The following is a 21,127-nucleotide window of genomic DNA, read 5'->3' as shown; positions in this document are numbered from 1 at the left end:
GTGAAATTACACTAACCTTCCCCTGCCGGATTATGTGACTATCACACTTTGTCCTTGACCAAATAAGTGTTGGACATGTCTCAATACGGTCTCCACCATGGAAGGACAGGTGCCACTGGACCCATGGGTACGAAGCCGGCACAAGTCGCTGACTCGATAAGAGGAAGATTCCATGGCCACTTTAGCCTCCGCGGACGGGAAATCCGCAGCCCCGGACACGCACCGCCCCATTCATCAGGCTCCCTCGTCCGTCTGGGCTGACCGGTTCCGTGGCCGGGTGATTCTGGTGACGGGGGCGGCCGGCGGCCTGGGTTCCGCGGCAAGCACCCGGCTCCGGGACGAGGGTGCAACGGTGGTCAACACCGATGCGCTGGGCAGGGGCAACGGAGAGTCGCCTGCGGCATCCCTTCGCTTCGACGTTACCCAACGGCTGGAGTGGGATGCGGTACTGGACGCGGTGCTGGGGCAGCACGGCCGGATCGACGGCGCGCTCTTCGCCCACGGCGTCCAGGGACCTGAAGCTGCGGTCCAGGACATGCCGTTTGCAGGCTGGTCGAGGACCTTCGCCATCAACCTGGACGGGTGCTTTCACGGCCTTGCCGCGCTGCTTCCCGTCATGCGGGCCGCCGGCTACGGCCGGATTGCCGTGCTGGCGTCCATCGCCGCCCGCGAGGGCAACGCGAACATGGCCGCGTACTCGGCATCCAAGGCGGCCGTCGTCGCGCTGGTCAAGACAGCCGCTAAGGAAGCCGCCCCGGACGGGGTGACCGTGAACTCGGTGGCGCCGTCCATGTTCCGGACCCGTCTCCTGGACGACCTGTCACCGGAGCGCAACGCCGAACTGCTCGCCAGGGTGCCGATGGGCAGGGTGGGTGAACCTGCCGAGTTCGCGTCACTGGCGGCCTGGCTGCTGTCTTCCGAAGCCAGCTACACCACGGGGCAGGTGCTGGACCTCAGCGGCGGCCGCAACACGGCCTAGCGTCACCAAGGCGTAATACCTTGAGTAACAGGTGATTGACGGGGCGACCACTGATCGCTACGCTTCACTCACCGCGCGCTGGGGAGCCCGACGAGGAAACGAAAGGACCCCCAGGATGAACCGGATTTCGCGCTTATTTGTCGCCGCCTGTGCAGGCGTCGCACTTGCCTTTACTGCCTCCCCAGCGCTTGCCGCGCATAGCGACGACGGTGCCGGAGCCCACGTGGAACACAACGAATTCGTCTTCGATGATGGAACCACCTACGAGTACCGCCACGTAGTGCGGCATCATGGCGGCTACTACAACACAACCAATTCCCGTGACCAGTGGGACTCTCCAGATGAGAGCACCCAGTACTCGCTCGACTGGAAACAGCACTATGTCGAGCTCGGGAACGTGACGAAGCTGGGCAGCCAATACACAACCACCGAGAATGGCGAGACGTGCCGCACCACCACGGTGTTTGTCGAAGCAAACGGCGAGACGCGCAGGGTGAAGGATGACGTATGCTGAGCCGCAGCTGACCGCCCGCGGACCTACTCGGCGATGTCCTCGGACCAGAGTTCAGGGTGGGCGGACTGGAAGGCACGCATCATGTCCACGCACCGCTGATCATCCAGGACCACAACCTCAACCCCGCGTGACCGCAGAAGCTCAAGTTCGCCGTCGAACGTCCGTGCCTCCCCCACCACCACGCGGGGAATCTTGAACTGGATGATGGTGCCGGCGCACATGGCGCAGGGGGCCAGTGTGGTGTAGAGCGTGGTGTCCCGGTAGCTTTTCTGCCGGCCGGCGGCGCGGAGCGCGGACATTTCGCCGTGCGCGATCGGGTCCGCGTTTTGGACCCGTTCGTTGTGCCCGCTGGCCACGATCATGCCGTCCCGGGCGAGCGCTGCGCCGATGGGGATGCCGCCTTCGGCCAGGCTCTTTTGCGCGGCCTGGTAGGCGGCTTCAAACCCGGTGTCGACGGTGGCCTGCGGCGCGGTGGAGTGGTGCTGTTCGTGGGTCATGGCGCCATTCTCGCATGGGGTCATTTATGCTGGCTCGTCGGCCACCCGCCGGTATGAGGACCCGGACGCCGTCCTCTCCAGCAGCTCGAAGTCGACAAGATACCTTCGCAACAGCACGACGTCGTCCGTGTAGTTCAGGAGCCGCTCGTTCACCTGCCGCTCGGTGAGGTCCTCCCCCGGCCGGATGGCCTGGCCCGCCACCCAGGCTAGAAGCTCACGCCGGTCGGCAGGGCTGGCCGGGTACCGGTCGATCCGGCCAAGCCGCAGGAAGCGGTCCACCCCGGTCTTCGGCTGGCGCTTCGGGTGCTGCGACAGGAGACCGCGGAAGACCGCGTCCGAAGCCTCAAGCCCCTTGTCCCCGGACCACTCGACCAGGCCGGCTTCCAGGAGCATCCCAATGGCTTTGGAGCGCCGCTGTTCCTTCGCGTCGGGAAGGACGTCTTCACCCAGCACAATCTGCGCGTACGCTGTCCGCGCCTCCCGGCTGGCAAGCGCGGCCATGACCCTGCGCCAGTGCGGTCCGCTCAGACCAGAGACTCCGTTCAAGGCCACCTCCCGGGGCTGCAGCAGGCAGCATCTTCTTAAGCAGGATTTTCATCATTCGCCATCGCTTCGACCCAATCAATGGTTTCGTCCGGGAAATAGTGGCCCGGTTCCTCGTCTTGGCCTGCCCACCACGGATCGGTGCCGGCCGGTCCCCCGGCGCGGGCGATCTCGGCCACCACGTCTTCCGGCACCACGCCGCCGTTGTTCTCAATCAGCCATTCCCGCGTGGATGGCTGCAGCCTTGTCCACCATTGCTCGATGCCCATACGCGAAGTCTTCCACGAAGGGCATTGGGATAGGAGGACTGATTCGAGCCTAAAAAGCCCAATATTGCACTTGGCTGGGCGGGACGACTCATGCCGGACAGGCCTTGCGGCCGGACCGCCGCTCCGGTGATGATGACGTAGCGCACGAGGCGCGACTGGTTTTGGGCGTGGGGGTCCCTTGGCTGGCTGAGCTCCCCAGAAGGCCATCGTTGCTGCACTTTCCTTCCGCCAATTCAGCTGCCCACCGCCCCTCCCCTCGCGATGTGGCCAAGCTCAGCGAACTGCTCGACGACGACGTCTGGGCGTTCAGTAACTGCCGGGTCGACGCACCGGGCAGGCCGGTGGCGGAGGTGGACTGGTTCTTCTACAACGCCCGGCACGGGACACTGATGGTCAGCGAGTGGAAGGGCTTCCCCCAGCGGGTCGTGTGTGCGGCGGACACGGGAGCGAAGTGGGAGCTGGAGGGCGGGCTGATGGTGGCCAACCCCGTGGAGCAGGTATCGCGCCAGCTCGACGCCGTCCGGTCAGCCCTGCGGATCTCGATCCTTCCGGAGCATTTCCCGGGCTTCGACCCCGTGCAGTTGCGCCTCATGCAGAGCGTGTACTCCCCGCAGGTGGACGAGCGGACCGTCATTGAGCGCATCCGCTGGGGCAGGGTCTACGGCAGCCTCCCGGACCTGGCCACCGTTCTTTCGGCCGCCACGAGTCCCGCGCCGCTGATCCTGCCCGACGGCGGCACCCGGCTTGGCCTCGCAGCCGCACTGTGTGCGCTGTTCCGCACCAGCCTCCCGGCTGATGTGAAGGCCAAGCTCCAGGGGTCGAAGCAGAGCGAGAACGCGAGCCGGGCCCAACGGATCAGTGCCATCCACCGCCAGATCGCCGCGCTGCACGAGGAGCTTGCGGACCTGATGCTCGCGGGCGCCCCATTAGATGACCACAGTGCCCGGCATCCCGCTGCTCCCACACTCGCACCGGCACCCGCACCGGCCAAAGCCGCAACCCCGCCGGCGGCAACGGCCCAAGCTCCCGGGCTGACCGAGCAGCAGCGGATGCAGGCTCATCTCGACAGGACCTTCAAGGGTGTCAACGGCAGCAAAGACGCCGCGGCCAAGGCGCTCGAACGGGCATGGCGGTCGGTGCTTAATGATCCGCATCTTCACGGGGACACCGGCATCAGCGTTTCCATGTTCGGAGCAGTTGGCGCACCGCTAGTTAAGCAGCACCACGGATCACTCCCCAAGGTGCTTGGCATGCAGCTGCGCAAGTGGTGCGTGCTGCAGGCACGGGCCGTGGGAATGAACCCCTTGGACGTCCCAGGCCAGCCGTCGAACATCCGCGTGCGTTAGGCCGACTGCGGGTTCACAGACTGGGGGCTGGCCGCAAGACGGCCGCAACGGCTTCGACGGCGGATCGGGGGCTCGTGAGGACAGGTGCTTCGAGCCCGGTCAGGAGCGCGGCGGAAGGTTCCATGCTGGCTTGGGCGAGGACGACGACGTCGCAACGGCCTGCGAGCGCACGCACAGCCTCGGCGATGCTTGCCTGATAAGCCTCCGCGTCGCCGGCCAGGAACGACTCCCACGCACCTTCCACGACGCTGACTTCGACCGTGATGTTGGCGCCCGCTTCGGCAGCCTCCTCGGCGAGGAGGCGGGTGGTTGGCTCGACGGTGCTGGTAAGAGCCACCAGGACGCCGATCCGCGGTCCGAGGGTTACGGCCCGGCGGAGCATCGGCCGGTCGATCCGGATGACCTTCAGGCCGTCCCCCGCGAGTTCCTCCGCGATCCCGCCCAAGGTGGAGCAGGTGCAGAGGACTACCTCACACCCGCCGTGGCGGAGTGCCGCGAGGTGGGTGGCGACGACGGCCCGTACGCTCTCCGCCGTCGTGTCCTGCCGGGCAACCTCCAGCGCTTCGGGATCCACTCTGTGGACCGTTGCGGCCGCGGGCATGAGCTCCCGGGCCAGGGCCTCAAACGTCGCCTCGTGGACCTCCGCCGTATGGAGGAAGCCGACCGTGGGGGCAGTGTCGGGGCCAAGTTCGGTCATGGAGCCTGACTGTAACAGGCATGTGGCCAAGGCGCCCTCACCGAGACTTCGCCGCGGTCAGGCAAGAGGCGTGATGGGAGTGACGGAGAACGGTACGGCCAGCAGTGACTGCACCCTTTTCACGAATTCCTTCACATGGTCTTCTTCGTTGTGGGCCTCAAGGTCCTCGTGCCGGGCCCAGCCTTCAAAGAGGACGAACGTACCCGGCCTCTGGCCGTCAGCGAAGACAGTGTATTCGAGGCATCCGGCGTCTTTTCTGCTCGCTGACTGCAGCCTGGCGAGTGCTTCCTGAAGCTCCGCTTCCTGCCCTGGTTTTGCGATAAACACTGGCATGAGCCAGACTTGCGCTTCTTCTTGGCTGGCAGTTGTATCTGGCAATTTGTGCGTCCTCCGCTGTCCCTGTGCCGGGACGGGAGGGGCGGCACGGCCGCCCCTCCCGTCTGGTCAACTGTTGATCTGCTGAACCTCGACCCACGATTCCTTCGCAGCGGACTCGACGATTGCGTCGTCAATGAGGGCCACTTGGTAGCCGTCGGCAAAACTCGGGCTGACACTGCCGCCTTCTGCAATGGCCTTGAAGAAGTCGTAGGCCTCGATGATCTTCGTTTCGCCGTATCCGATGCCGAGCGCAGGGATGGGCCAGAGCCCATCACCATAGGGGTGCGAGGGTCCGGTGTAGACGGTACGGAATCCCCGGCGGTCACCCGGGTCGGACGCGAAGCAAACCTGCAGCTCGTCGCGCCGCTCGTAGTTGAACACGATGCTGCCCTCGGTTCCGTGGATTTCGAAGGTGATGTAGTTGTTCCGTCCGTAGGCGTTGCGGGTCGCTTCCACGGACCCCACGGCTCCGTTGGCGAAGCGGATCATGGTCATCACTTCGTCATCCACATCAACCTGGCCGCGGGGGCCTTCTCCGCCACGGACGGTGCCGAGTGCGTCGGCGCCACCGGACTGCAGCGGCCGCTCGGGGATCCAGGTGGACAGGACGGCATTGACGGCGCTGAACTCGCCCACGAGGTAGCGCGCCATGTCGATGACGTGCGTGGCGATGTCGCCGAGGGCGCCGGAGCCTGCGATGGATTTCTGGAAGCGCCAGGAGAGCGGGGAGTTGGGGTCCGCACTCCAGTCCTGCAGGTAGGTCCCGCGGAAGCTGAGGACGCGGCCAATGGCGCCTTCCTCGATGTACTTCTTCGCCAGCGCAACAGCAGGGGTCCTCCGGTAGTTGAAGGCCACCATGTGGACGAGGTTCTTGTCCTTGACCGCGTCATACATCGCCTTGGATTCTTCGCCCGTACGGGCCAGCGGCTTTTCGCAGATGATGTGCTTGCCGGCCTCTGCGGCGGCAATGGCAATCTCGGCGTGGAGGTGGTTGGGCGTTGCGATGTCGATGACGTGGATGTCCGGATCGTCGATAATGCTGCGCCAGTCCGAGGTGGACTTTTCGAAGCCGAAGCGGCGGGCCGCTTCCGAAGCAAGGTCCTCGTTGGCTTCAGCGATGACCTTGCGGACCGGCAGTGCCGGTGCAGGCCAGAAGAACATGGGCATGGCGGCGTACGCCAGGGAGTGGGCCTTGCCCATAAAGCCGCCTCCGATGAGGCCGACGTTGAGGTTCTGCATGTGAATCCTGTTCCTTCCGGAAGGCAGGGCAGATGCCGTCCTTGGCAGTGCCCTGCGGTTGAAAAATTAGTTGGAGAGGAGCTCTTCCAGGTACTTCTTGCTGATGGCGGCTGCTTCCCGGGGGTCGCCGTCGTAGTTGTCGAGTTCGACCATGAGCCAGCTGTCATACCCGCTTTCCCGGATCGCAGCGATGATGTCCGGGAAGTCCAGCTCGCCCTGCCCCAGAGGGAGGAAAGTGAAGGGAGCCTGCTGGAAATCCTTGAGATGGACGTGCCGGATACGGTCCGGGTATTTCCGGATGACTGCGGCCGGGTCCGCCCCGCCGGCGGCAAGATGGGCGGTGTCCGGGCAGAAGCCGATCCGGGTGAGCGGCATCAGTTTGTCCAGTTCATCCGGGCTCTCCACGATGGTGCTCAGGTGCGGGTGGTAGCTCGCCGTCAGCCCGAAGCTCTCTGCAATGTCAGTTACCTTGTCCAGCCCCTCACCGAGCCGCCGGTAGTCTTCCTCGGTGGTGCCGGCCGCGCGCCGTGCGCCGCCTCCGACGACCAGGCGTTCCGCCCCGAAGTTTGCGGCCAACTCGGCAGCCCGGTGGATCCGGTGCAGCTCGTCGGGAAGGATGTCCGCGTAGATAAAGTTCGCCCCGGTGTAGACGCTTGTCAGTTCGACACCGGCTGTACCCAGGATTTCCTTGAGTTCTTCAGGCTTTTCCGCGTATTCCGCGAGGTTGCCGTCGAACATTTCAACACCCTGGTAGCCGACTGAGGCGATGTCCTGGACGGCGTCCCGCATGGACCCGTGGGTCAGGTAGAAGAGGTCCTTGACGCTTGTTACGCCTTGCGGGTGGCCGACGACGCCGCCCCAGGTGATGGAACAGTAACCGAGTTTCATTGCTTCTGCCTTTCAGGAGCCGAAGAGGAGGTGGGTGGCATGTGTGCTACTTCTTCCGGGCCAGGGCGACGGCCAGGATGATGATTGCGCCGCGGACCACCTGCTGCTGGCTGCTGTCGAGTCCCGCGAGGATGAGGCCGTTGTTGATGAGCCCGATCAGCAGGGCACCGAAGAGGGTGCCGATGATGGAGCCGAACCCGCCGAAGAGGCTGGTTCCACCCAGGATGACGGCCGCGATGGCGGAGAGTTCGTCTCCCGATCCCCACTGGAAACGACCGGACTGGAGACGGCCGGCGTACAGCATGCCGGCGACGCTTGCCGCCATGGCTGAGATGAGGAGCACCTGGAATTTGATGCGCTTGGTGTTGATGCCGGTGAACTCCGCGGCGTTGCGGTTGCCGCCCGTGGCCAGGACCTGGCGGCCGAACTTGGTGCGGTTCAGCACGACGGCGCCGATGGCCACGAAGATCGCGCTCCAGACCACGAGGCCCGGAATCGGACCGAAGTTGCCGGATCCAAACAGCATGTTGAACGTGTCGTTGAGGATGGGCTGGGGCGCCGACGCCGTAATCCACTGCGCAACGCCCACGGCTATCCCCAGCATGCCTAGTGTCACCAGGAAGGACGGTATGCCAAGGAGGCTTACCAGGGCACCGTTGATCGAGCCGACCACCAGTCCGACGGCGAGCCCTGCCAGGATCCCGGGGATCAGACCAAACTGGGACAGGGCCATCGCAGTGCACACACTTGAGAGCCCGGCCACGGAGCCGACGCTGAGGTCGATTTCTGCACAGGCGATCACGTAGGTCATGCCGACGGCGATGACGGTGATCGTGGCGGTCTGCCGGAAGATGTTCAGCAGGTTGTTCGGCGACAGGAAGCCCTGGTCGCGGAGCAGGACGGCGAAGAAAAGGAAGACGACGACGAAGCCGATGTAGATGACGTAGCGACGCCAGTCAAGGTCTTTGAGGATGGCGCCGAAATTGCGGGATGCCGCGGTGTCCCGGGGCGCGATGGTGTTTGCCTTGCTCACTTTCAGACTCCCTGTACTGCGAGTTGGAGATATTCCTCGTCAGCGATGTCGCTGCGGGGTATATCGCGGATGATGGAGCCGTCCTTCAGGACGAGGACGCGGTCGCTGACCGCGAGTAGTTCCGGGTACTCGGAAGAGATGACGATGACAGCCTTGCCGGCGCTGGCCAGCTCGCGGATCATGTCCAGGATTTCGCTCTTGGTGCCGATGTCGACGCCCGCCGTTGGCTCGTCCAGGATCAGGATGTCCGGATCGGTTCCCAGCCACTTGGCGATCACCACTTTCTGCTGGTTGCCGCCGGAGAGGAGCCGTACCGGGCGGTGCGGGTGGGCCACCTTCACTGCGAACCTTTTGATCAGGGAGGAGGACAATTCCTTGCCCTTGGCGCCGTCCAGGAGGGGTCCCCGCTGGATCTTCCCGAGGAGGGGAAGCAGCAGGTTGTCCTGGACCGAGTGCTCCAGGACGAGGCCCTGGGCCCTGCGGTCCTCCGGGATGAGGGCGAGGCCCGCGTCGATGGCCTGCTGGGGCGAGCCAAGCGTGACCTTCTTGCCCCGCAGGAGAACCTCGCCGCTGTCCGCCTTGTCAATGCCGAAGAGGGTGCGGGCGAGTTCGGTTCGACCGCTTCCCATCAGCCCTGCCAGCCCGAGGATTTCGCCGGGCCGGAGCGCGAAGGAAACGTCCCGAACCCGTGGCCCCGCGTTGAGCCCTCGGACCTCCAGCAGCGGCGCCCCGTCATGCACCGCGTGGTCACGGGCACGATAGGAAAGCTGGCCTTCGATCTTCTTGCCGACGATGCCTTCCACGATCTGTTCGGGAGTGACGTCCGTCAGCGGGGCTGTGAGGAGGTGCCGGCCGTCGCGGAGGATGGTGATCCTGTCCGCGAGCCTGTACACCTCATCCATGCGGTGTGAGATGTAGATGATCGAGATCCCACGCTGCTTGAGGCGGTCAATAAGTTCGAAGAGTGCTTCGGACTCATGCCGGGCCAGGCTTGCAGTGGGCTCATCCATGATCAGCACCTGGGCGTTCTGGGCGAGTGCCTTGGCGATCTCGGTCAGCTGCCAGTATGCGGTGCCGAGCCGCGAGACCTCGGCGCGGGGGTCGACGTCGACCTCCATCTCACTGAAGACTTCCCTTGCCCGGCGCACCGCGGCACGGTCATCGATGAGTCCGGCAGTGCCGAGCGGTTCCGAGGCAAGGAAGATGTTCTTTGCAACAGTCAGGCTCGGTACCAGGCTGAACTCCTGAAAGACCATTCCTATCCCGGCTGCCTTCGCGTCGTGGATGGAGTTGATGGCGGCGGGTTTGCCGCCAATGAGGATCTCGCCGGCGTCTGCCTGGTACACGCCCTGGAGGATCTTCATGAGCGTGGACTTCCCTGCGCCGTTGCCGCCTGCGAGCGCGTGGACCTCGCCCTTGCGGACGTCGAAATCTACGTCCTTCAATACGGGGACGCCGTTGAAGCCCTTGGAAATCGAGCGCATCTCGACGACATTGTCTGCGGTGTTCATCGTTGCCCTTTCGGCGCGGTGCGGGGGTAGGCCCCCGCACCGCCGGTTTTGGCTACTGCTTGTAGGAGTCCTGGATATCCTTGGGGGCGTCCTCGTGGTAGACCTGCTTCCAGGCTTCCAGGACGTTGGAGTGGTCAACCGGGAGGGCACTCAGCGCCACATAAGCGGGCGCTTCCTTGCCGATGAGCGCCCCTGCGGCCAGCCGGGCTTCCGTGACACCCTGGTCGAACGGAACCTGCGCTCCCAGGCCGACGACGAGTTCATCCTTGGCGAGGGCAATCGCGACGTTCTTGCCGAGGTCCTCGGTGGCGATCTTCAGGTCCTGCCGGCCGGCGGCGCGTGCTGCTGCCATCACGCCTTCTGCGGGAACATCCCACACCGCCCAGATGCCGGACAGGTCAGGGTACTTACTCAGCATTGCGTTGGCGGCAGCCTGGGCGTCTCCGGCGAAGTCCGGACCGGCAATGCCCTTCTCCTCGACGATCTGGATCTCCGGGTATTCCTTCGTGATCGTTTCCTTGAAGCCCTCGTAGCGCTGCTTGGTCACGAAGAAGTCGGCCTGGTGGAAGACAAGCCCAATCTTCCCCTTGCCACCGAGCGCCTTGGCCATCTGGTGGGCAGAGACGACGCCGTTCCCGAAGTTGTCGGCGGAAACAACAGAAACGTAGTCCTGCCCGGCGGTCAGCCCCTGGGGAACGTTGTCCATGAAGACGAGTTTCGTGCCGGCTTCCGCGGCCTTCTTGTAGGCGGAGGCCGTGGCCACAGGATCCGTGGGGATGGAGACGATGATGTCAGGGTCCTGGGTCATGACAGTTTCGATGTCCGAAACCTGCTTGTCCGGCTTGAAGTTCGCGTCGGTTGTGGCGATGACCTTGATGCCGAGTTTTTCGAACTCGCTCTTCAGACCGTTGACCTGGGCCGTAGCCCAGTCGTTGCCGCCGTAATGCATCACGACGGCGGCCTTTGCGTTGAATGCCTTGACCTTCTCGATCTCTTCGGGAGTCAGCTCTGCTGCGGACGCCGGGGAGGGCGTCTCGCCGTTGGGTCCCTTGCTCAGGACCTGTCCCTTGATCTCCTCAAGGGCCTGCTGGGCCTTCTCGGACACACCGGCGTCGGGAGCGTTCGACGTGCCTGTTGTCGAACTGCTGCAGGAAGCGACGGAAAGTGACAGGACTGCGGCAAGTGCCACAATGGGAAGCCTGCGGATCATCATTGTTCTCCAGTGCTTTGGGTGGATGGGTAGGGGTGGATGCCTGGGTGGATCAGGCGAGGGCTATGGCCAGGGCGGCCGGAACCGGGGAAAGCACGAGCCGGCCGGAGGCCGAGGCTGTGCGGATTGCAGCGGCCTTGTCTGAAGCTTTCAGGAGCTCCTCTGCATGGGCTTTGTCGACGAAGAAGCCCAGCGAACACGGCCCGTGGTGGGCCTGAACCCACTTCACCGCCTCGCCGGCCGCCTTCGCCATGTCACTGCCCGGTTCCGCGGCCGGGCCGCGAACGGTGGACACTGACACGGGTTTGCCCGAGTTGTCGACTGAGACGACCAGGCTCGCCCACAGAAGATCGTCATCGAAAATTCCGACGACCGCCGAGGTGCCGGCAGCCACAAACGCATTGACAGCGGCTCCAAGCTCGCCGGGCGCCGCATCCTCCAGGAGCATTTCGAGATGTGCCCACTGGGCCTGGTCGACGTCCCGAAGCCCGGCAGCCGGATCGAGCGCGAGTGCGTGGGCGATGCGGTGGGGCATCCCGCTCCTTTCGTCATTGAAATGTTGCTCCGTTAGCGTTTACGGATTTATCGTGAACGTTTACGGACATCATCGTAAACGTTCACGGAGAAAGGTGTCAAGCATCACATCTTGGGCTATTCATGGCGGCGTGGACGTCGGGGCCGACGTAAGATCGAAAGGCACGGAACCTCGAGGTTGCGGGCGTGAGGTGCAAGACAGGAGAGAGCGTGGCAGGCATAACTGTTCCCCCTGAGACGAACGAGCGGTCACCGGATGCCCCGCCGCGGCGCCGGAAGCCCACCATCAACGATGTGGCAAGCATGGCCGGGGTTTCCTTCGGCACGGTCTCGCGGGTCCTCAACGGCGCTCCTGATGTCAGCGCCGCAACCCGAGAACGCGTTCTTCAGATCATCAAGGACATCGGGTACCGGCGGAACCGGGCAGCCACGGCGCTCGTCACCAGCAAGTCGACGTCCATCGGCATACTTTCCGACGGCTCCCCCCGGTTCGGCCCGGTGGGCACACTGATGGCCCTCGAGAACGTTGCACGCAAGAAGGGCTACGCCACAACAGTCATAAGCGTCGAAAAGCCCTACGAAGAGTCGGTCCAGGCAGCGCTCGACACCTTGGACGATACCGGCGTGGGCGGAATTATCGTCATTGCCCCCATGGTGGACATGGCGGCAGCCGTCTGGAATGCCACATGCCGTGTGCCGGTGGAAATGATTGCCGCCGGAGCCTCGTCAACTCCCAATGTCTTCACCTACTCCGAGAACCAGGAGCTGGGAGCGAGGCTCGCCACCCAGCACCTCATCGACCTGGGCCATACCGACATTGCCCATATTGCCGGCTCCATGGACTGGTTCGATGGCCGGGTCCGCAAGCGGGGCTGGGAAGCGGCGCTGCGGGATGCGGGACTCGAGCAGGGGCTGTGCATCGAAGGTGATTGGAGCCCCAAGTGGGCGTACGAAACGGGTCTCCGGCTGGTACGTGAGGGAAGGGTTCCGCAGGCAATTTTCGCCGCGAGCGACCACACCGCGCTCGGGCTGATCCGCGCTTTTGCCGAGAACGGCATCCGGGTTCCGGACGATGTCAGCATTGTCGGCTTCGATGACATTGAAGGGTCAGATTATTTCCTGCCTCCCCTGACCACCGTGCGCCAGGACTTCACAGCACTGGCGCTCATGAGCACCGAGGTGCTTCTGGGTGCCATGGAGGGGCGGGACGTGGACCGCACGCCGATCCCGCCGACCCTTGTCGTGCGCGAAAGCGCCCGCCAGGCGACCCCGAGCAAGTAGGAACCTGGCAGGGAAGCGCGTAGGAGGTGAGCTGCAGCCTCACCAATGTACAGCCTTGTCCGCGTTCACCCGGCCATTCGCCCAGTCAGTCCCGATGCGACCAACTGGGTCGGTGCTGGACTCGACTTTGGCACGGACTTCCGAATTGCTCGCGCCGGGGTTGGCACTCCAGGCGAGTGCGGCAACAGCAGCGACAATCGGCGAAGACATCGACGTGCCGCTGCCTATGTCGTAACCCTGGGAACGGTTGTACTCCCTCGCAATGACAAACCTGTGGTTGGGGAAAGTGGAATAGACGCTGACCCCCGGCGCTGCGACATCCACCCATGTGCCATAGGTGGAGAACGATGCCTTCAAATCCTCGTTGTCGGTCGCCCCCACAGCAATAACGTTGACGTAGGCCCCCGGGTACATCATGGTCGTGCTGTTCCCGTTGCCGGCGGCGGCGACCAGCACCACACCAGCATTCCAGGCGTTGTTGACAGCAGTTTGCAGAGTGGTTGAGGACCCCACAGCGAGGCTCATGTTGATGACCTTCGCTCCACTCTTGACCGCCCAGTTGATGCCGTTCGCGAGCCCTGAGCTGGACCCCATCCCGGAGTCGGTGAGGACTTTCCCGTCAAGGATCGTGCAGCCCCGGCAAACGCCGGCGACGCCAATGCCGTTGTCTGCCGTCGCAGCGACGATGCCGGCGACGTGCGTGCCGTGGCCGTAGTTGTCTTCGTTGTTTCTCGACGTGGTGAAGTTGGCCCGTGCAACGACCTTGGGATGGATGTCGGGGTTGTCGGTGGCGACGCCGGAGTCGAGGACAGCTACTTTGGTGCCGTTGCCGTTGGTGACCTTCCACGCTTCCACGGCGTCGACGTCAGCGTCCGCCTTGCCAGCCTTGATGGGGATGGTGCCGGCGGTGTTGGTAAAGGTCTGTCCGTCGTTCTGAAGTGCATACTGCCTGGAAAAATAGGTGTCGTCTGAAGCCGCTGTTACCACGTAGTCCGGCTCGGCATATTCCACCACGGGGTTCCGACTCAAAGCCTCGATGAGCTGCAGCTCCTTCCCGGTCGGCACCGTGATGACGTGCGCGCCGGTGCTGCCGACGCCGGGCCCCTCCACCAGGCCGTGCTGGCGCAGCACTCCTGCGGCCGCACCGCCGTCGCGGAACTTCACGAGGATCTGCCCCGCCGTAATTGCGGGGTCGGCCGCGGCATGAGCCGGGACGACGGCGCCCAGCAGGGTGCCAACAACCATGACAAGAGCGGCGAAGCCTGCCAGCACGAGCTTTTTCATAAAGGCCATCTTCCGCGCCCGGGCACCGGCTGGATAGGGGGAAAGACCCCATTTCTGGTCCGCGCACCCACACGCGAAGCGAGGTCCCGGCGTGTGAGTGCTACGATTGCTACGGAGGTGCAGGAATGACAACAATCCCCCACCGCGAGCTCCGAAACCAGAGCAGCAAGATCCTGGAACGGGTCAAGAACGGCGAAACCATAGATGTCACCAACAATGGTGAGGTTGCCGCCACCCTGATCCCGCCTGCAGCCTCACCCTTCGAGCGTCTAATGAGGTCCGGCAGCGTGCGGCAGGCATCGGAAAACCCGGTCGACTTCCGGTCGCTCCGGCGCGTAACCTCTGATGTCGGCACAGCGGAGATAATCGACGACCTTCGCGGTGACCGGTGATCGTTTATGTGGACACTTCGGCCGCCTTAAAGCTGGTGGTCGAGGAACCGGAGTCCGGTCCTACCGCGGAGTTCCTCTCTTCGGCCGGACAGAGGGGTGACAGGCTTGTAGCCTCAATGCTTCTCCACACGGAGCTGCACTGTGCCGCCAACCGCCGCGGACTGCCGCCGGAACTGGTCAACGCTGTGCTGAACGCAATCAACCTCGTAGACCTGACGCGTTCGGATCTCCTCTACGCCGCCGCCCTCCCTGGTAGATTGCGCAGCGCCGACGCGATCCACCTCGCCGCTGCAATCAGACTTGAAACGCAGACCCTCGTCGCCTTCGACAAGGAGCTCGTAAGGGCAGCAACTCAAGTGGGGCTCCATACGATCACCCCGGGCAGCGGCTAAACCGTCCGCCGGGTTGCCCTAATTAGTGGCGGCCTTCTGCAGCGTAAAGATCCCGTAGCGCATGGCACCGGTGCGGTAGGCAAGGATCATGCGGGGAATGCTCAGGACGGCGCCGCGGTTGCGTGCGCCGAGGGCGACGCGCCGGGTCCCGCCGTCGACGAGCAAGGCCTTCAGCAGCCGGCCGGCACAAATCCACCAGGTGCGGGCAACGCGGCGGCTGACGTCCTCGTAGCCGGTGACCGTGAAGCCCGCCGCCGTTGCCATCGCCTCATACTCCTCGCGCGTGCCCATCGACGGCAGCCGCCCTTCGCGGCAGATCGGCTTCAGCAGGTGGCGGACCTTCCAGCCGCGGGCGCCAGTTTCGGCCAGCCAGGCACAGACAACCAGGCGGCCGCCGGGCGTGAGCACGCGGTGCGCCTCGGCGAAGAACCTGGGCTTGTCCACCATATGCTCGCTGGACTCGATCGCCCAGGCCGCATCAACCGAGGCGTCGGCCAGGCCGTTGACCAGCCAGTCGCGGACATGGATCTCCACGTCCGGTACCGGATGCGCGGCGGCGTAGCGGGCCTGCTCGACGGACAGCGTGAAGCCGGTGACGCTGACCCTGCGTGCCGCCGCGAGCCGTCGGGCGGTGGCGCCGTAGCCGCAGCCGATGTCCACGCACGCCTGGCCGGGCACCAGGCGCAGCCGGTCGCCGACAGTGTCCGCCAGCGCCTCGACGGCCTCGCCCGGCGTCTCGCGGCCCGTCACCCACAGCCCGTGATGGACGTGGTCCCCCCACACCCGGCGGTACACGGGATCAAGCGCGTCGTAGTGGTCCGCCACCGCCACGGCGTCCTGGGAGATATCGGGGACAATCACGCCCCGACCCTACAACGGCGCTCCCTGCCGAAGGAAGGGAGCGGCCGACGGCGGCACTCGCCGGCCGCCGTCGTCGCGCCCCTGTTTCTGGTGACCCGGCAGTCCTACACTGGCTGTTAACCCCATTGGTTGCGGCTAAAGGAGAAGCCATGGAGGTCATCGAACAGGTGCGTGAAGGAATGCACGTCGTGGCGTCTGATGGGAAGAAGGTCGGCAAGGTCAAGGACCTGAAGATGGGTGATCCGGAGGCCATTACGGCGGAAGGTCAGACCGACCCGGAAACCGGCGGCCTCGTCAACACCGGAATTGCCGCTTTCGCCGCGACGTCGAAGCTGCCCCACCATACCGCGGAGAGGCTGCTGCGGGTCGGTTATGTGGAAGTCGACAGGCCTGGCCTGCTGACGGGCCACGCCTACTTTGCGGCGGACGACCTGGACCGGGTGGAGGACGACACTCTGTGGCTCAAAGCAGGTCTATCTGGGGACAGGCATTCCGAATAGAAGGAACGACGGCGGACTTGCCGCCCGCCGTCGTCGTGCCCCTACGGGTGCACCAGCACCTTCACCGCCGTGTCCTTGTGGTTGATGAGGGTGTCGAAGCCCTGCTCCACCAGGCCCTCCAGCGCGATCCGGCCGGTGATGAAGGGCTTGAGGTCCACCTTGCCCTCCTGCACCATCCTGATCACGGCGGGATGATCCCGTACGTAGGCGATGGTGCCGCGCAGGTCGATCTCCTTGAGCACCAGCTTCTGCATGTCCACGGTGGCCGGCGCACCCCAGATGGCCACGTTCACCACCACTCCTCCGGGCCGGACGGCGTCGAGCATGGTGTCCAGCACCGCGTTCACCCCGGCGCATTCGAACGCGACGTCGGCCCCGCGCCCGCCGGTCAGCTCCAGCACCCGCGCCGGGACGTCCTCCCGGCTGGGGTCCAGCACATGGTCCGCCACCCCGCTGGACGTGGCCTTCTCCTTGCGGGCCTGGGACAGCTCGCTGACGATCGTGGTCACGCCCAGGCCCTTCAGCACAGCAGCGGTCAGCAGCCCGATCGGCCCCGAGCCGCCCACCAGGGCAACATCGCCCGCCTCCACGCCGCTGCGCTCCACCGCGTGGTGCGCGACGGACAGCGGCTCGATCAGGGCGGCCTCGTCGAGCGGGATGTCCCCGATCGGGTGCACCCACCGCTTGTCCACCACGATCGTTTCACTCAGGCCCCCGCCGCCGCCGGAGAGCCCGATGAAGCCCATCTGCCGGCACAGGTGGTAGCTGCCCGCCTGGCACATGTCGCAGGTCCCGTCCACGAAGTAAGGCTCGACGACGACGTTGTCCCCCACCGCGAGCCCGTCCACGCCCTCGCCGACTTGCGAGATGGTTCCGGAGAATTCATGCCCCATGGTCACCGGCGCTTCCTCGTGGGAGAGCGGGTGTGGGTGCCCCGGGGCGGGGACGAAGATGGGGCCCTCCAGGTATTCGTGCAGGTCGCTCCCGCAGATGCCGCACCACGCGACGTCGATCTTCACCGCCCCTGCCCGGAGCTCGGGTTCCGGGATGTCCTCGATCCGGACGTCCTCGCGGCCATGGAAACGTGCTGCCTTCATGATGGTCCTTCCATTCAGTGAACATGGTCTTCGAAGCCCCCTGCCCTTGTGCCGGCCAGGCCGCAGGCGAACATCCTCGCACCGGCTGCGCCGGCCCGGTAGGGACCTTTGGTGGTGGACGTGCGAGAACGTTGGAGGGTCGACGGCGGTCAGCGGGTGTGGTGGCTGGGCTGCAGTTCGTACACCGGTGTCTCCAGCCCTTCCATCCGGGCCTTGAGCTGCAGGGCCAGGTAGGAGGAGTAGTGCCGGCTCTGGTGCAGGTTGCCGCCGTGGATCCAGAGGTTGGGGACATTGGTTGGTTTCCACATATTGCGCAGCTCCCCCTCCCAGGGGCCAGGGTCTTTTGGCGTGTCCGAGCCGTAGCCCCAGCACTTGCCCACCCGGTCCGCGATCTCGGGCGAAACCAGGTCCGCGAGCCAGCCGTTCATGGACCCGTACCCGGTGGCGTAGACAATCAGATCGGCCTCCAGCTCGGTGCCGTCGTCCATCACCACGGCGTTGCCGGTGATCTTGGCGACCTGCCCGTTCTTCAGCTTCACCCGGCCGTCGATGATCAGCTGGGAGGCGCCGACGTCGATGTAGTAACCGGAGCCGCGCCGCAGGTACTTGAGGAACAGGCCGGACCCGTCCACGCCGAAGTCCAGTTCGAACCCGGCGGCCTCCAGCTGGGAGTAGAACTCCGCGTCCCGCTTCGCCATCTCCTGGTACACGGGCACCTGCGCCTCGGGCAGGATACGCATGGGCAGCGAGGCGAAGAGCAGGTCGGCCTTCTCGGTGGTCACGCCGGCAGCCAAGGCCCGCTCCGAGTACAGGTCTCCCAGCGCCAGGTCCATCAGCGATTCGCTGCGGGCGATGTGGGTGGAGGAGCGCTGCACCATGGTGACGTCTGCGCCGTGCTCCCAGAGGTCGGCGCAGATATCGTGCGCGGAGTTGTTGGAGCCGATCACCACGGCCTTCTTCCCGGTCCAGTCCCCGCCGCCGGGGTGCTGCGAGGAGTGGCGCTGCTCCCCCAGGAAGGACTGCGCGCCGTCGAACGCGGGGATGTTCGGGTAGCCGGAGACGCCCAGAGCGAAGACGAGCTGCTTGGGCCGGAGGGTCACAGGCGACCCGTTGCGGAGGACGCTGACCGCCCATTCCTGCGTGCCGTCGTCGTACTCGGCGCCCACGCACTCGGTGCCGGACCAGTAGTTCAGCTCCATGATGCGGGTGTAGTGCTCCAGCCAGTCGCCGATCTTGTCCTTGGCGGCGAAAACGGGCCAGTCGTCGGGGAACTTCAGGTAGGGCAGGTGGTCGTACCAGACGGGGTCGTGCAGGTGCAGGGACTTGTAGCGGTTGCGCCAGGAGTCGCCCGGGTTCTGGTTCTTCTCGATCACGATGGTGGGCACGCCCAGCCGCCGTAGCCGCGCCGCGAGGCCGATGCCGCCCTGCCCGCCGCCGATGATCACGCAGTAGGGCTGCTCCTCGTAGCCCAGCCGCGCCTCCTGCTCCTCCTTGAGCTCCTTCCAGGAGCGGCGGCCGCGGATGATTTCGTGCGCCACGCCCTGCTCGCGGCACGGGCCCTTCTTCTCCTCGAAGCCCTTCAGCTCCTGCATGGTGGTGAGCAGCGTCCAGCATTTGCCGTTCCGCAGCCGGAGGTGGCCGTAGCCGCGGGCGGCGCCGGTCTCGAACGTGATCCAGGCTTCCACGGTCCCGTCGGCGTCGGCGCTGCCGGTGGCGTCCTCGGCGAGCGCCCAGTTGGCGGGCTGCACGTGGTCCAGCGTGGCCTGGAGCATGCGGCGGATGTCGGCCTTGCCTTCCAGGGTTTTCAGGTTCCAGGTGAACGCCACGAAGTCGCGCCAGTAGCTGTCGTCCTCGAAGAGGTCCAGCGCGGCGTCCAGGTCGCGGCGCTGCAGAGCGCCGTCCAGGCTGGCCAGCCAGGCCTGCGCGGCGGCGGTGGGTGTTTCGGTCATCTCCACTCCTTTGTGTGCGGTCCCTCAGGTGGTCCGGGCGGCCCCCGCCCGCCGGGGTCCCTGCGGTATGCTGGGGCGGGCGTGAGCTGCATCACTATTGGAACGCGGCGGGGGTAACAACCGCGTTACACGGGCACTGCCGGCAAGTACGCCGGCGGTGAGGAGGAGACGGTGGACTACGGCCTGAGGTTTTCGGACCCGGCGAAGTACGCGCGTGCCCTGCGCCGCGCGCACGAGCTGGTCATCTCCGGTGTGCCGCGCCCGGAGATCCCCGTGCCGCTGGCGGAGTCGTGGCGGCGGTCCATGGCGCTGGGCATCAGCCCCGACCAGCACAGCCCGCGGCACCTGCACGATCCGTCCGAGGTGCTGCAGCTGCGGCGGGAGCACCGGCTGCAGCGGGTGGTGCCGGCGCTGCAGGACCTGCTGGCCGACGATTCCAGTTCCGGCCGGCACCTGCTGGTGCTCACTGACGCCACTGGGGAGATCCTGTGGCGGGTGGGCAGCCAGGGGGCGCTCCGCCGGGCGGACCGGCTGGAGTTCTCCGAGGGCGCGGACTGGTCCGAGGCGGGGATCGGCACCAACGCGATCAGCGAGGCGCTGGTCACCGGCGGCCCGGTGCAGCTGTTTTCCGCCGAGCACCTGGTCCGCACCCACCACGACTGGGCCTGCACGGCGGCGCCCATTACGGACCCTTTGACGGGAGCGCTGCTGGGTGTGCTCGATGTTTCCGGGCCGCTGGACACCATCAGCGCGGACACGCTGCGGATGGTGCGGTGCGCGGTCCGGGTGGCGGAGTCGCTGCTGGGAACGTCCGACGGCGGCGCCTCCCTGGGTGCGTCGTCTTCCAGGCGTGCGTCCGGGCAGGGCGTGCGCCGGCCTTCAGTTGCGGTCTCGTCGCTGGAGCTTCTCGGGGATAAGCCTGCCGCGGTGCTTGCCGACGGAAGCCGGATGCCGCTGACGCTGCGCCGGGCGGAGATCCTGGCGCTGCTGGATTCCCGGTCGCAGGGGTGGAGCGCCGAGGAACTGGCGTACGAGCTGCACGGCGACGCGGGCACGCCGCAGGCCATCCGCACGGAGATGTTCCGGGTCCGGTCGATGCTGGGTGATGCAGTGGAGTCGAACCCGTACCGGCTGGCTGCCGGGCTGGCGGGGTGTTCGGATTCTGGGCGGGTACTGCGGCTGCTGCGCGATGGGCGGGTGGCGGACGCGCTCGAGGCGTACACCGCTCCCCTGCTTTCGCGGTCCGGTGTCCTGGCGGTGCAGCTGCTGCGGGACCAGCTGGACCTGGCGGTTGGTGCCGCGGTGCGGGCCAGTGGGGATGCCGGGCTGCTGGTCCGCTGGCTGTCTACGGATATGGGGGCTGGGGATCCGCACGCAGTGGAAGCCTTCGGCCAGCTTGTCGGACGCGCCGATGCCCGGTACCTCGCGTTTCGCGCATCCTCCGCTCGTTGAACTGATGGACACTGGGGCAGTAGAAGACAGCTGATGGAAGGAGCCGGTGGCCGCCCAGACCGGCTCACCGCTGCGCGTGGCCGTGTACTCGCGGATTGCCGAGGCCGTCCGCAACGGCCTAGTTGCTCCCGGCTCCATGATCCCCACGGAGACCGAACTCGGCGCCGACATAAAGGTCAGCCGTACCAAGTCCCCGAAGCCCTCATGCTCCTCGAGGGGACGGCCTCATCAGGGCGCGCCGTGGCCTCGGCCGCTTCATCTCGGACACACTTCCCCCCATC

At 65.6% G+C, this 21,127-nt stretch carries 23 protein-coding genes; 8 read left to right on the top strand and 15 right to left on the bottom strand.

All coding sequences use genetic code 11. The features are described 5' to 3' along the window. Nucleotides 1-172: 172 nt before the first annotated feature. Complete coding sequence (locus ACJJV6_RS13415; RefSeq protein ID WP_407709173.1) at nt 173-979, top strand: SDR family NAD(P)-dependent oxidoreductase; 807 nt, start codon at nt 173-175, stop codon at nt 977-979. Between the two features lie 115 nt (nt 980-1,094). After that, entirely contained in the window at nt 1,095-1,493 is a 399-nt protein-coding gene (locus ACJJV6_RS13410) for a hypothetical protein (protein ID WP_407709172.1), read from the top strand. A gap of 23 nt (nt 1,494-1,516) precedes the next feature. On the opposite strand, the gene ACJJV6_RS13405 is transcribed toward ACJJV6_RS13410, so the two are convergent. The 3 genes from ACJJV6_RS13405 to ACJJV6_RS13395 are packed head-to-tail and all read right to left on the bottom strand — an operon-like array spanning nt 1,517 to nt 2,802. Further along, nucleotides 1,517-1,990, bottom strand: a complete 474-nt coding sequence (locus ACJJV6_RS13405) for a nucleoside deaminase (RefSeq protein ID WP_407709171.1) — start codon at nt 1,988-1,990, stop codon at nt 1,517-1,519. A 24-nt stretch (nt 1,991-2,014) separates the two neighbouring features. Then, nucleotides 2,015-2,536, bottom strand: coding sequence for a DUF2087 domain-containing protein (locus tag ACJJV6_RS13400; RefSeq protein WP_407709170.1), 522 nt, complete (start codon nt 2,534-2,536; stop codon nt 2,015-2,017). A gap of 35 nt (nt 2,537-2,571) precedes the next feature. Next, complete coding sequence (locus ACJJV6_RS13395; protein ID WP_407709169.1) at nt 2,572-2,802, bottom strand: hypothetical protein; 231 nt, start codon at nt 2,800-2,802, stop codon at nt 2,572-2,574. A gap of 263 nt (nt 2,803-3,065) precedes the next feature. Here ACJJV6_RS13395 and ACJJV6_RS13390 point away from each other — a divergent pair, with 263 nt between their 5' ends. After that, complete coding sequence (locus ACJJV6_RS13390; RefSeq protein WP_407709168.1) at nt 3,066-4,148, top strand: hypothetical protein; 1,083 nt, start codon at nt 3,066-3,068, stop codon at nt 4,146-4,148. A gap of 13 nt (nt 4,149-4,161) precedes the next feature. Here the strand turns inward: ACJJV6_RS13390 and ACJJV6_RS13385 are convergent, their stop codons facing one another. The 8 genes from ACJJV6_RS13385 to ACJJV6_RS13350 form a co-directional block, all read right to left on the bottom strand. Next, complete coding sequence (locus ACJJV6_RS13385; protein ID WP_407709167.1) at nt 4,162-4,845, bottom strand: aspartate/glutamate racemase family protein; 684 nt, start codon at nt 4,843-4,845, stop codon at nt 4,162-4,164. A 57-nt stretch (nt 4,846-4,902) separates the two neighbouring features. Next, the gene (locus ACJJV6_RS13380; protein WP_407709166.1) at nt 4,903-5,178 is read right to left on the bottom strand and encodes a putative quinol monooxygenase; all 276 of its coding nucleotides are present in this window, start codon (nt 5,176-5,178) and stop codon (nt 4,903-4,905) included. Between the two features lie 111 nt (nt 5,179-5,289). Beyond that, nucleotides 5,290-6,462 (bottom strand): Gfo/Idh/MocA family protein, encoded by a 1,173-nt coding sequence (locus ACJJV6_RS13375; RefSeq protein ID WP_407709165.1) that lies wholly within the window; start codon nt 6,460-6,462, stop codon nt 5,290-5,292. Nucleotides 6,463-6,528: 66 nt separating this feature from the next. After that, nucleotides 6,529-7,350, bottom strand: a complete 822-nt coding sequence (locus ACJJV6_RS13370; protein ID WP_009359004.1) for a sugar phosphate isomerase/epimerase — start codon at nt 7,348-7,350, stop codon at nt 6,529-6,531. 46 nt (nt 7,351-7,396) lie between these two features. Further along, nucleotides 7,397-8,383: an ABC transporter permease gene (locus tag ACJJV6_RS13365; protein ID WP_407709164.1), complete on the bottom strand. Its 987-nt coding sequence runs from the start codon at nt 8,381-8,383 to the stop codon at nt 7,397-7,399. 2 nt (nt 8,384-8,385) lie between these two features. Continuing rightward, nucleotides 8,386-9,894: a sugar ABC transporter ATP-binding protein gene (locus ACJJV6_RS13360; RefSeq protein WP_407709163.1), complete on the bottom strand. Its 1,509-nt coding sequence runs from the start codon at nt 9,892-9,894 to the stop codon at nt 8,386-8,388. Between the two features lie 52 nt (nt 9,895-9,946). Continuing rightward, on the bottom strand, nt 9,947-11,083 hold the full coding sequence (locus ACJJV6_RS13355; protein WP_407709162.1) for a substrate-binding domain-containing protein: 1,137 nt from the start codon (nt 11,081-11,083) through the stop codon (nt 9,947-9,949). 73 nt (nt 11,084-11,156) lie between these two features. Continuing rightward, a complete protein-coding gene (locus ACJJV6_RS13350; protein ID WP_407709161.1) occupies nt 11,157-11,639 on the bottom strand; it encodes a hypothetical protein in 483 nt (160 codons plus the stop codon). A gap of 209 nt (nt 11,640-11,848) precedes the next feature. Here ACJJV6_RS13350 and ACJJV6_RS13345 point away from each other — a divergent pair, with 209 nt between their 5' ends. After that, nucleotides 11,849-12,919 carry a LacI family DNA-binding transcriptional regulator gene (locus ACJJV6_RS13345; RefSeq protein WP_407709160.1) on the top strand — a complete coding sequence of 357 codons (1,071 nt, stop codon included), beginning with the start codon at nt 11,849-11,851 and terminating at the stop codon, nt 12,917-12,919. A gap of 39 nt (nt 12,920-12,958) precedes the next feature. Here the strand turns inward: ACJJV6_RS13345 and ACJJV6_RS13340 are convergent, their stop codons facing one another. Beyond that, nucleotides 12,959-14,203, bottom strand: coding sequence for a S8 family serine peptidase (locus ACJJV6_RS13340; protein ID WP_407709159.1), 1,245 nt, complete (start codon nt 14,201-14,203; stop codon nt 12,959-12,961). Between the two features lie 125 nt (nt 14,204-14,328). On the opposite strand from ACJJV6_RS13340, the gene ACJJV6_RS13335 reads away from it, so the two are divergent. Both ACJJV6_RS13335 and ACJJV6_RS13330 read left to right on the top strand, forming a co-directional pair. Beyond that, nucleotides 14,329-14,595 (top strand): type II toxin-antitoxin system Phd/YefM family antitoxin, encoded by a 267-nt coding sequence (locus tag ACJJV6_RS13335; RefSeq protein ID WP_407709158.1) that lies wholly within the window; start codon nt 14,329-14,331, stop codon nt 14,593-14,595. Between the two features lie 8 nt (nt 14,596-14,603). Beyond that, nucleotides 14,604-14,987 carry a type II toxin-antitoxin system VapC family toxin gene (locus ACJJV6_RS13330; RefSeq protein ID WP_407709157.1) on the top strand — a complete coding sequence of 128 codons (384 nt, stop codon included), beginning with the start codon at nt 14,604-14,606 and terminating at the stop codon, nt 14,985-14,987. Nucleotides 14,988-15,005: 18 nt separating this feature from the next. Here ACJJV6_RS13330 and ACJJV6_RS13325 read toward each other — a convergent pair whose 3' ends face one another. Beyond that, nucleotides 15,006-15,848, bottom strand: coding sequence for a class I SAM-dependent methyltransferase (locus ACJJV6_RS13325; protein ID WP_407709156.1), 843 nt, complete (start codon nt 15,846-15,848; stop codon nt 15,006-15,008). 149 nt (nt 15,849-15,997) lie between these two features. On the opposite strand from ACJJV6_RS13325, the gene ACJJV6_RS13320 reads away from it, so the two are divergent. Continuing rightward, nucleotides 15,998-16,348 (top strand): hypothetical protein, encoded by a 351-nt coding sequence (locus tag ACJJV6_RS13320; RefSeq protein ID WP_407709155.1) that lies wholly within the window; start codon nt 15,998-16,000, stop codon nt 16,346-16,348. Between the two features lie 41 nt (nt 16,349-16,389). Here the strand turns inward: ACJJV6_RS13320 and ACJJV6_RS13315 are convergent, their stop codons facing one another. Continuing rightward, a complete protein-coding gene (locus ACJJV6_RS13315) occupies nt 16,390-17,445 on the bottom strand; it encodes a 2,3-butanediol dehydrogenase (protein WP_407709154.1) in 1,056 nt (351 codons plus the stop codon). 149 nt (nt 17,446-17,594) lie between these two features. After that, complete coding sequence (locus ACJJV6_RS13310; RefSeq protein WP_407709153.1) at nt 17,595-19,394, bottom strand: NAD(P)/FAD-dependent oxidoreductase; 1,800 nt, start codon at nt 19,392-19,394, stop codon at nt 17,595-17,597. A gap of 171 nt (nt 19,395-19,565) precedes the next feature. On the opposite strand from ACJJV6_RS13310, the gene ACJJV6_RS13305 reads away from it, so the two are divergent. Beyond that, nucleotides 19,566-20,846 (top strand): GAF domain-containing protein, encoded by a 1,281-nt coding sequence (locus ACJJV6_RS13305; RefSeq protein ID WP_407709152.1) that lies wholly within the window; start codon nt 19,566-19,568, stop codon nt 20,844-20,846. Nucleotides 20,847-21,127: the final 281 nt, after the last annotated feature.

Source organism: Arthrobacter nitrophenolicus, assembly GCF_045833485.1.
In the GTDB taxonomy this organism is placed as follows: domain Bacteria; phylum Actinomycetota; class Actinomycetes; order Actinomycetales; family Micrococcaceae; genus Arthrobacter; species Arthrobacter nitrophenolicus.
This window is presented reverse-complemented; position numbering and strand designations above follow the sequence as displayed.

Coding starts and splice junctions, on each gene's coding strand:
- ACJJV6_RS13360 (WP_407709163.1), bottom strand. CDS start 9,894: ATGAACACCGCAGACAATGTCGTCGAGATGCGCTCGATTTCCAAGGGC.
- ACJJV6_RS13380 (WP_407709166.1), bottom strand. CDS start 5,178: ATGCCAGTGTTTATCGCAAAACCAGGGCAGGAAGCGGAGCTTCAGGAA.
- ACJJV6_RS13385 (WP_407709167.1), bottom strand. CDS start 4,845: ATGACCGAACTTGGCCCCGACACTGCCCCCACGGTCGGCTTCCTCCAT.
- ACJJV6_RS13335 (WP_407709158.1), top strand. CDS start 14,329: ATGACAACAATCCCCCACCGCGAGCTCCGAAACCAGAGCAGCAAGATC.
- ACJJV6_RS13310 (WP_407709153.1), bottom strand. CDS start 19,394: ATGACCGAAACACCCACCGCCGCCGCGCAGGCCTGGCTGGCCAGCCTG.
- ACJJV6_RS13315 (WP_407709154.1), bottom strand. CDS start 17,445: ATGAAGGCAGCACGTTTCCATGGCCGCGAGGACGTCCGGATCGAGGAC.
- ACJJV6_RS13320 (WP_407709155.1), top strand. CDS start 15,998: ATGGAGGTCATCGAACAGGTGCGTGAAGGAATGCACGTCGTGGCGTCT.
- ACJJV6_RS13340 (WP_407709159.1), bottom strand. CDS start 14,203: ATGAAAAAGCTCGTGCTGGCAGGCTTCGCCGCTCTTGTCATGGTTGTT.
- ACJJV6_RS13415 (WP_407709173.1), top strand. CDS start 173: ATGGCCACTTTAGCCTCCGCGGACGGGAAATCCGCAGCCCCGGACACG.
- ACJJV6_RS13370 (WP_009359004.1), bottom strand. CDS start 7,350: ATGAAACTCGGTTACTGTTCCATCACCTGGGGCGGCGTCGTCGGCCAC.
- ACJJV6_RS13410 (WP_407709172.1), top strand. CDS start 1,095: ATGAACCGGATTTCGCGCTTATTTGTCGCCGCCTGTGCAGGCGTCGCA.
- ACJJV6_RS13375 (WP_407709165.1), bottom strand. CDS start 6,462: ATGCAGAACCTCAACGTCGGCCTCATCGGAGGCGGCTTTATGGGCAAG.
- ACJJV6_RS13350 (WP_407709161.1), bottom strand. CDS start 11,639: ATGCCCCACCGCATCGCCCACGCACTCGCGCTCGATCCGGCTGCCGGG.
- ACJJV6_RS13395 (WP_407709169.1), bottom strand. CDS start 2,802: ATGGGCATCGAGCAATGGTGGACAAGGCTGCAGCCATCCACGCGGGAA.
- ACJJV6_RS13405 (WP_407709171.1), bottom strand. CDS start 1,990: ATGACCCACGAACAGCACCACTCCACCGCGCCGCAGGCCACCGTCGAC.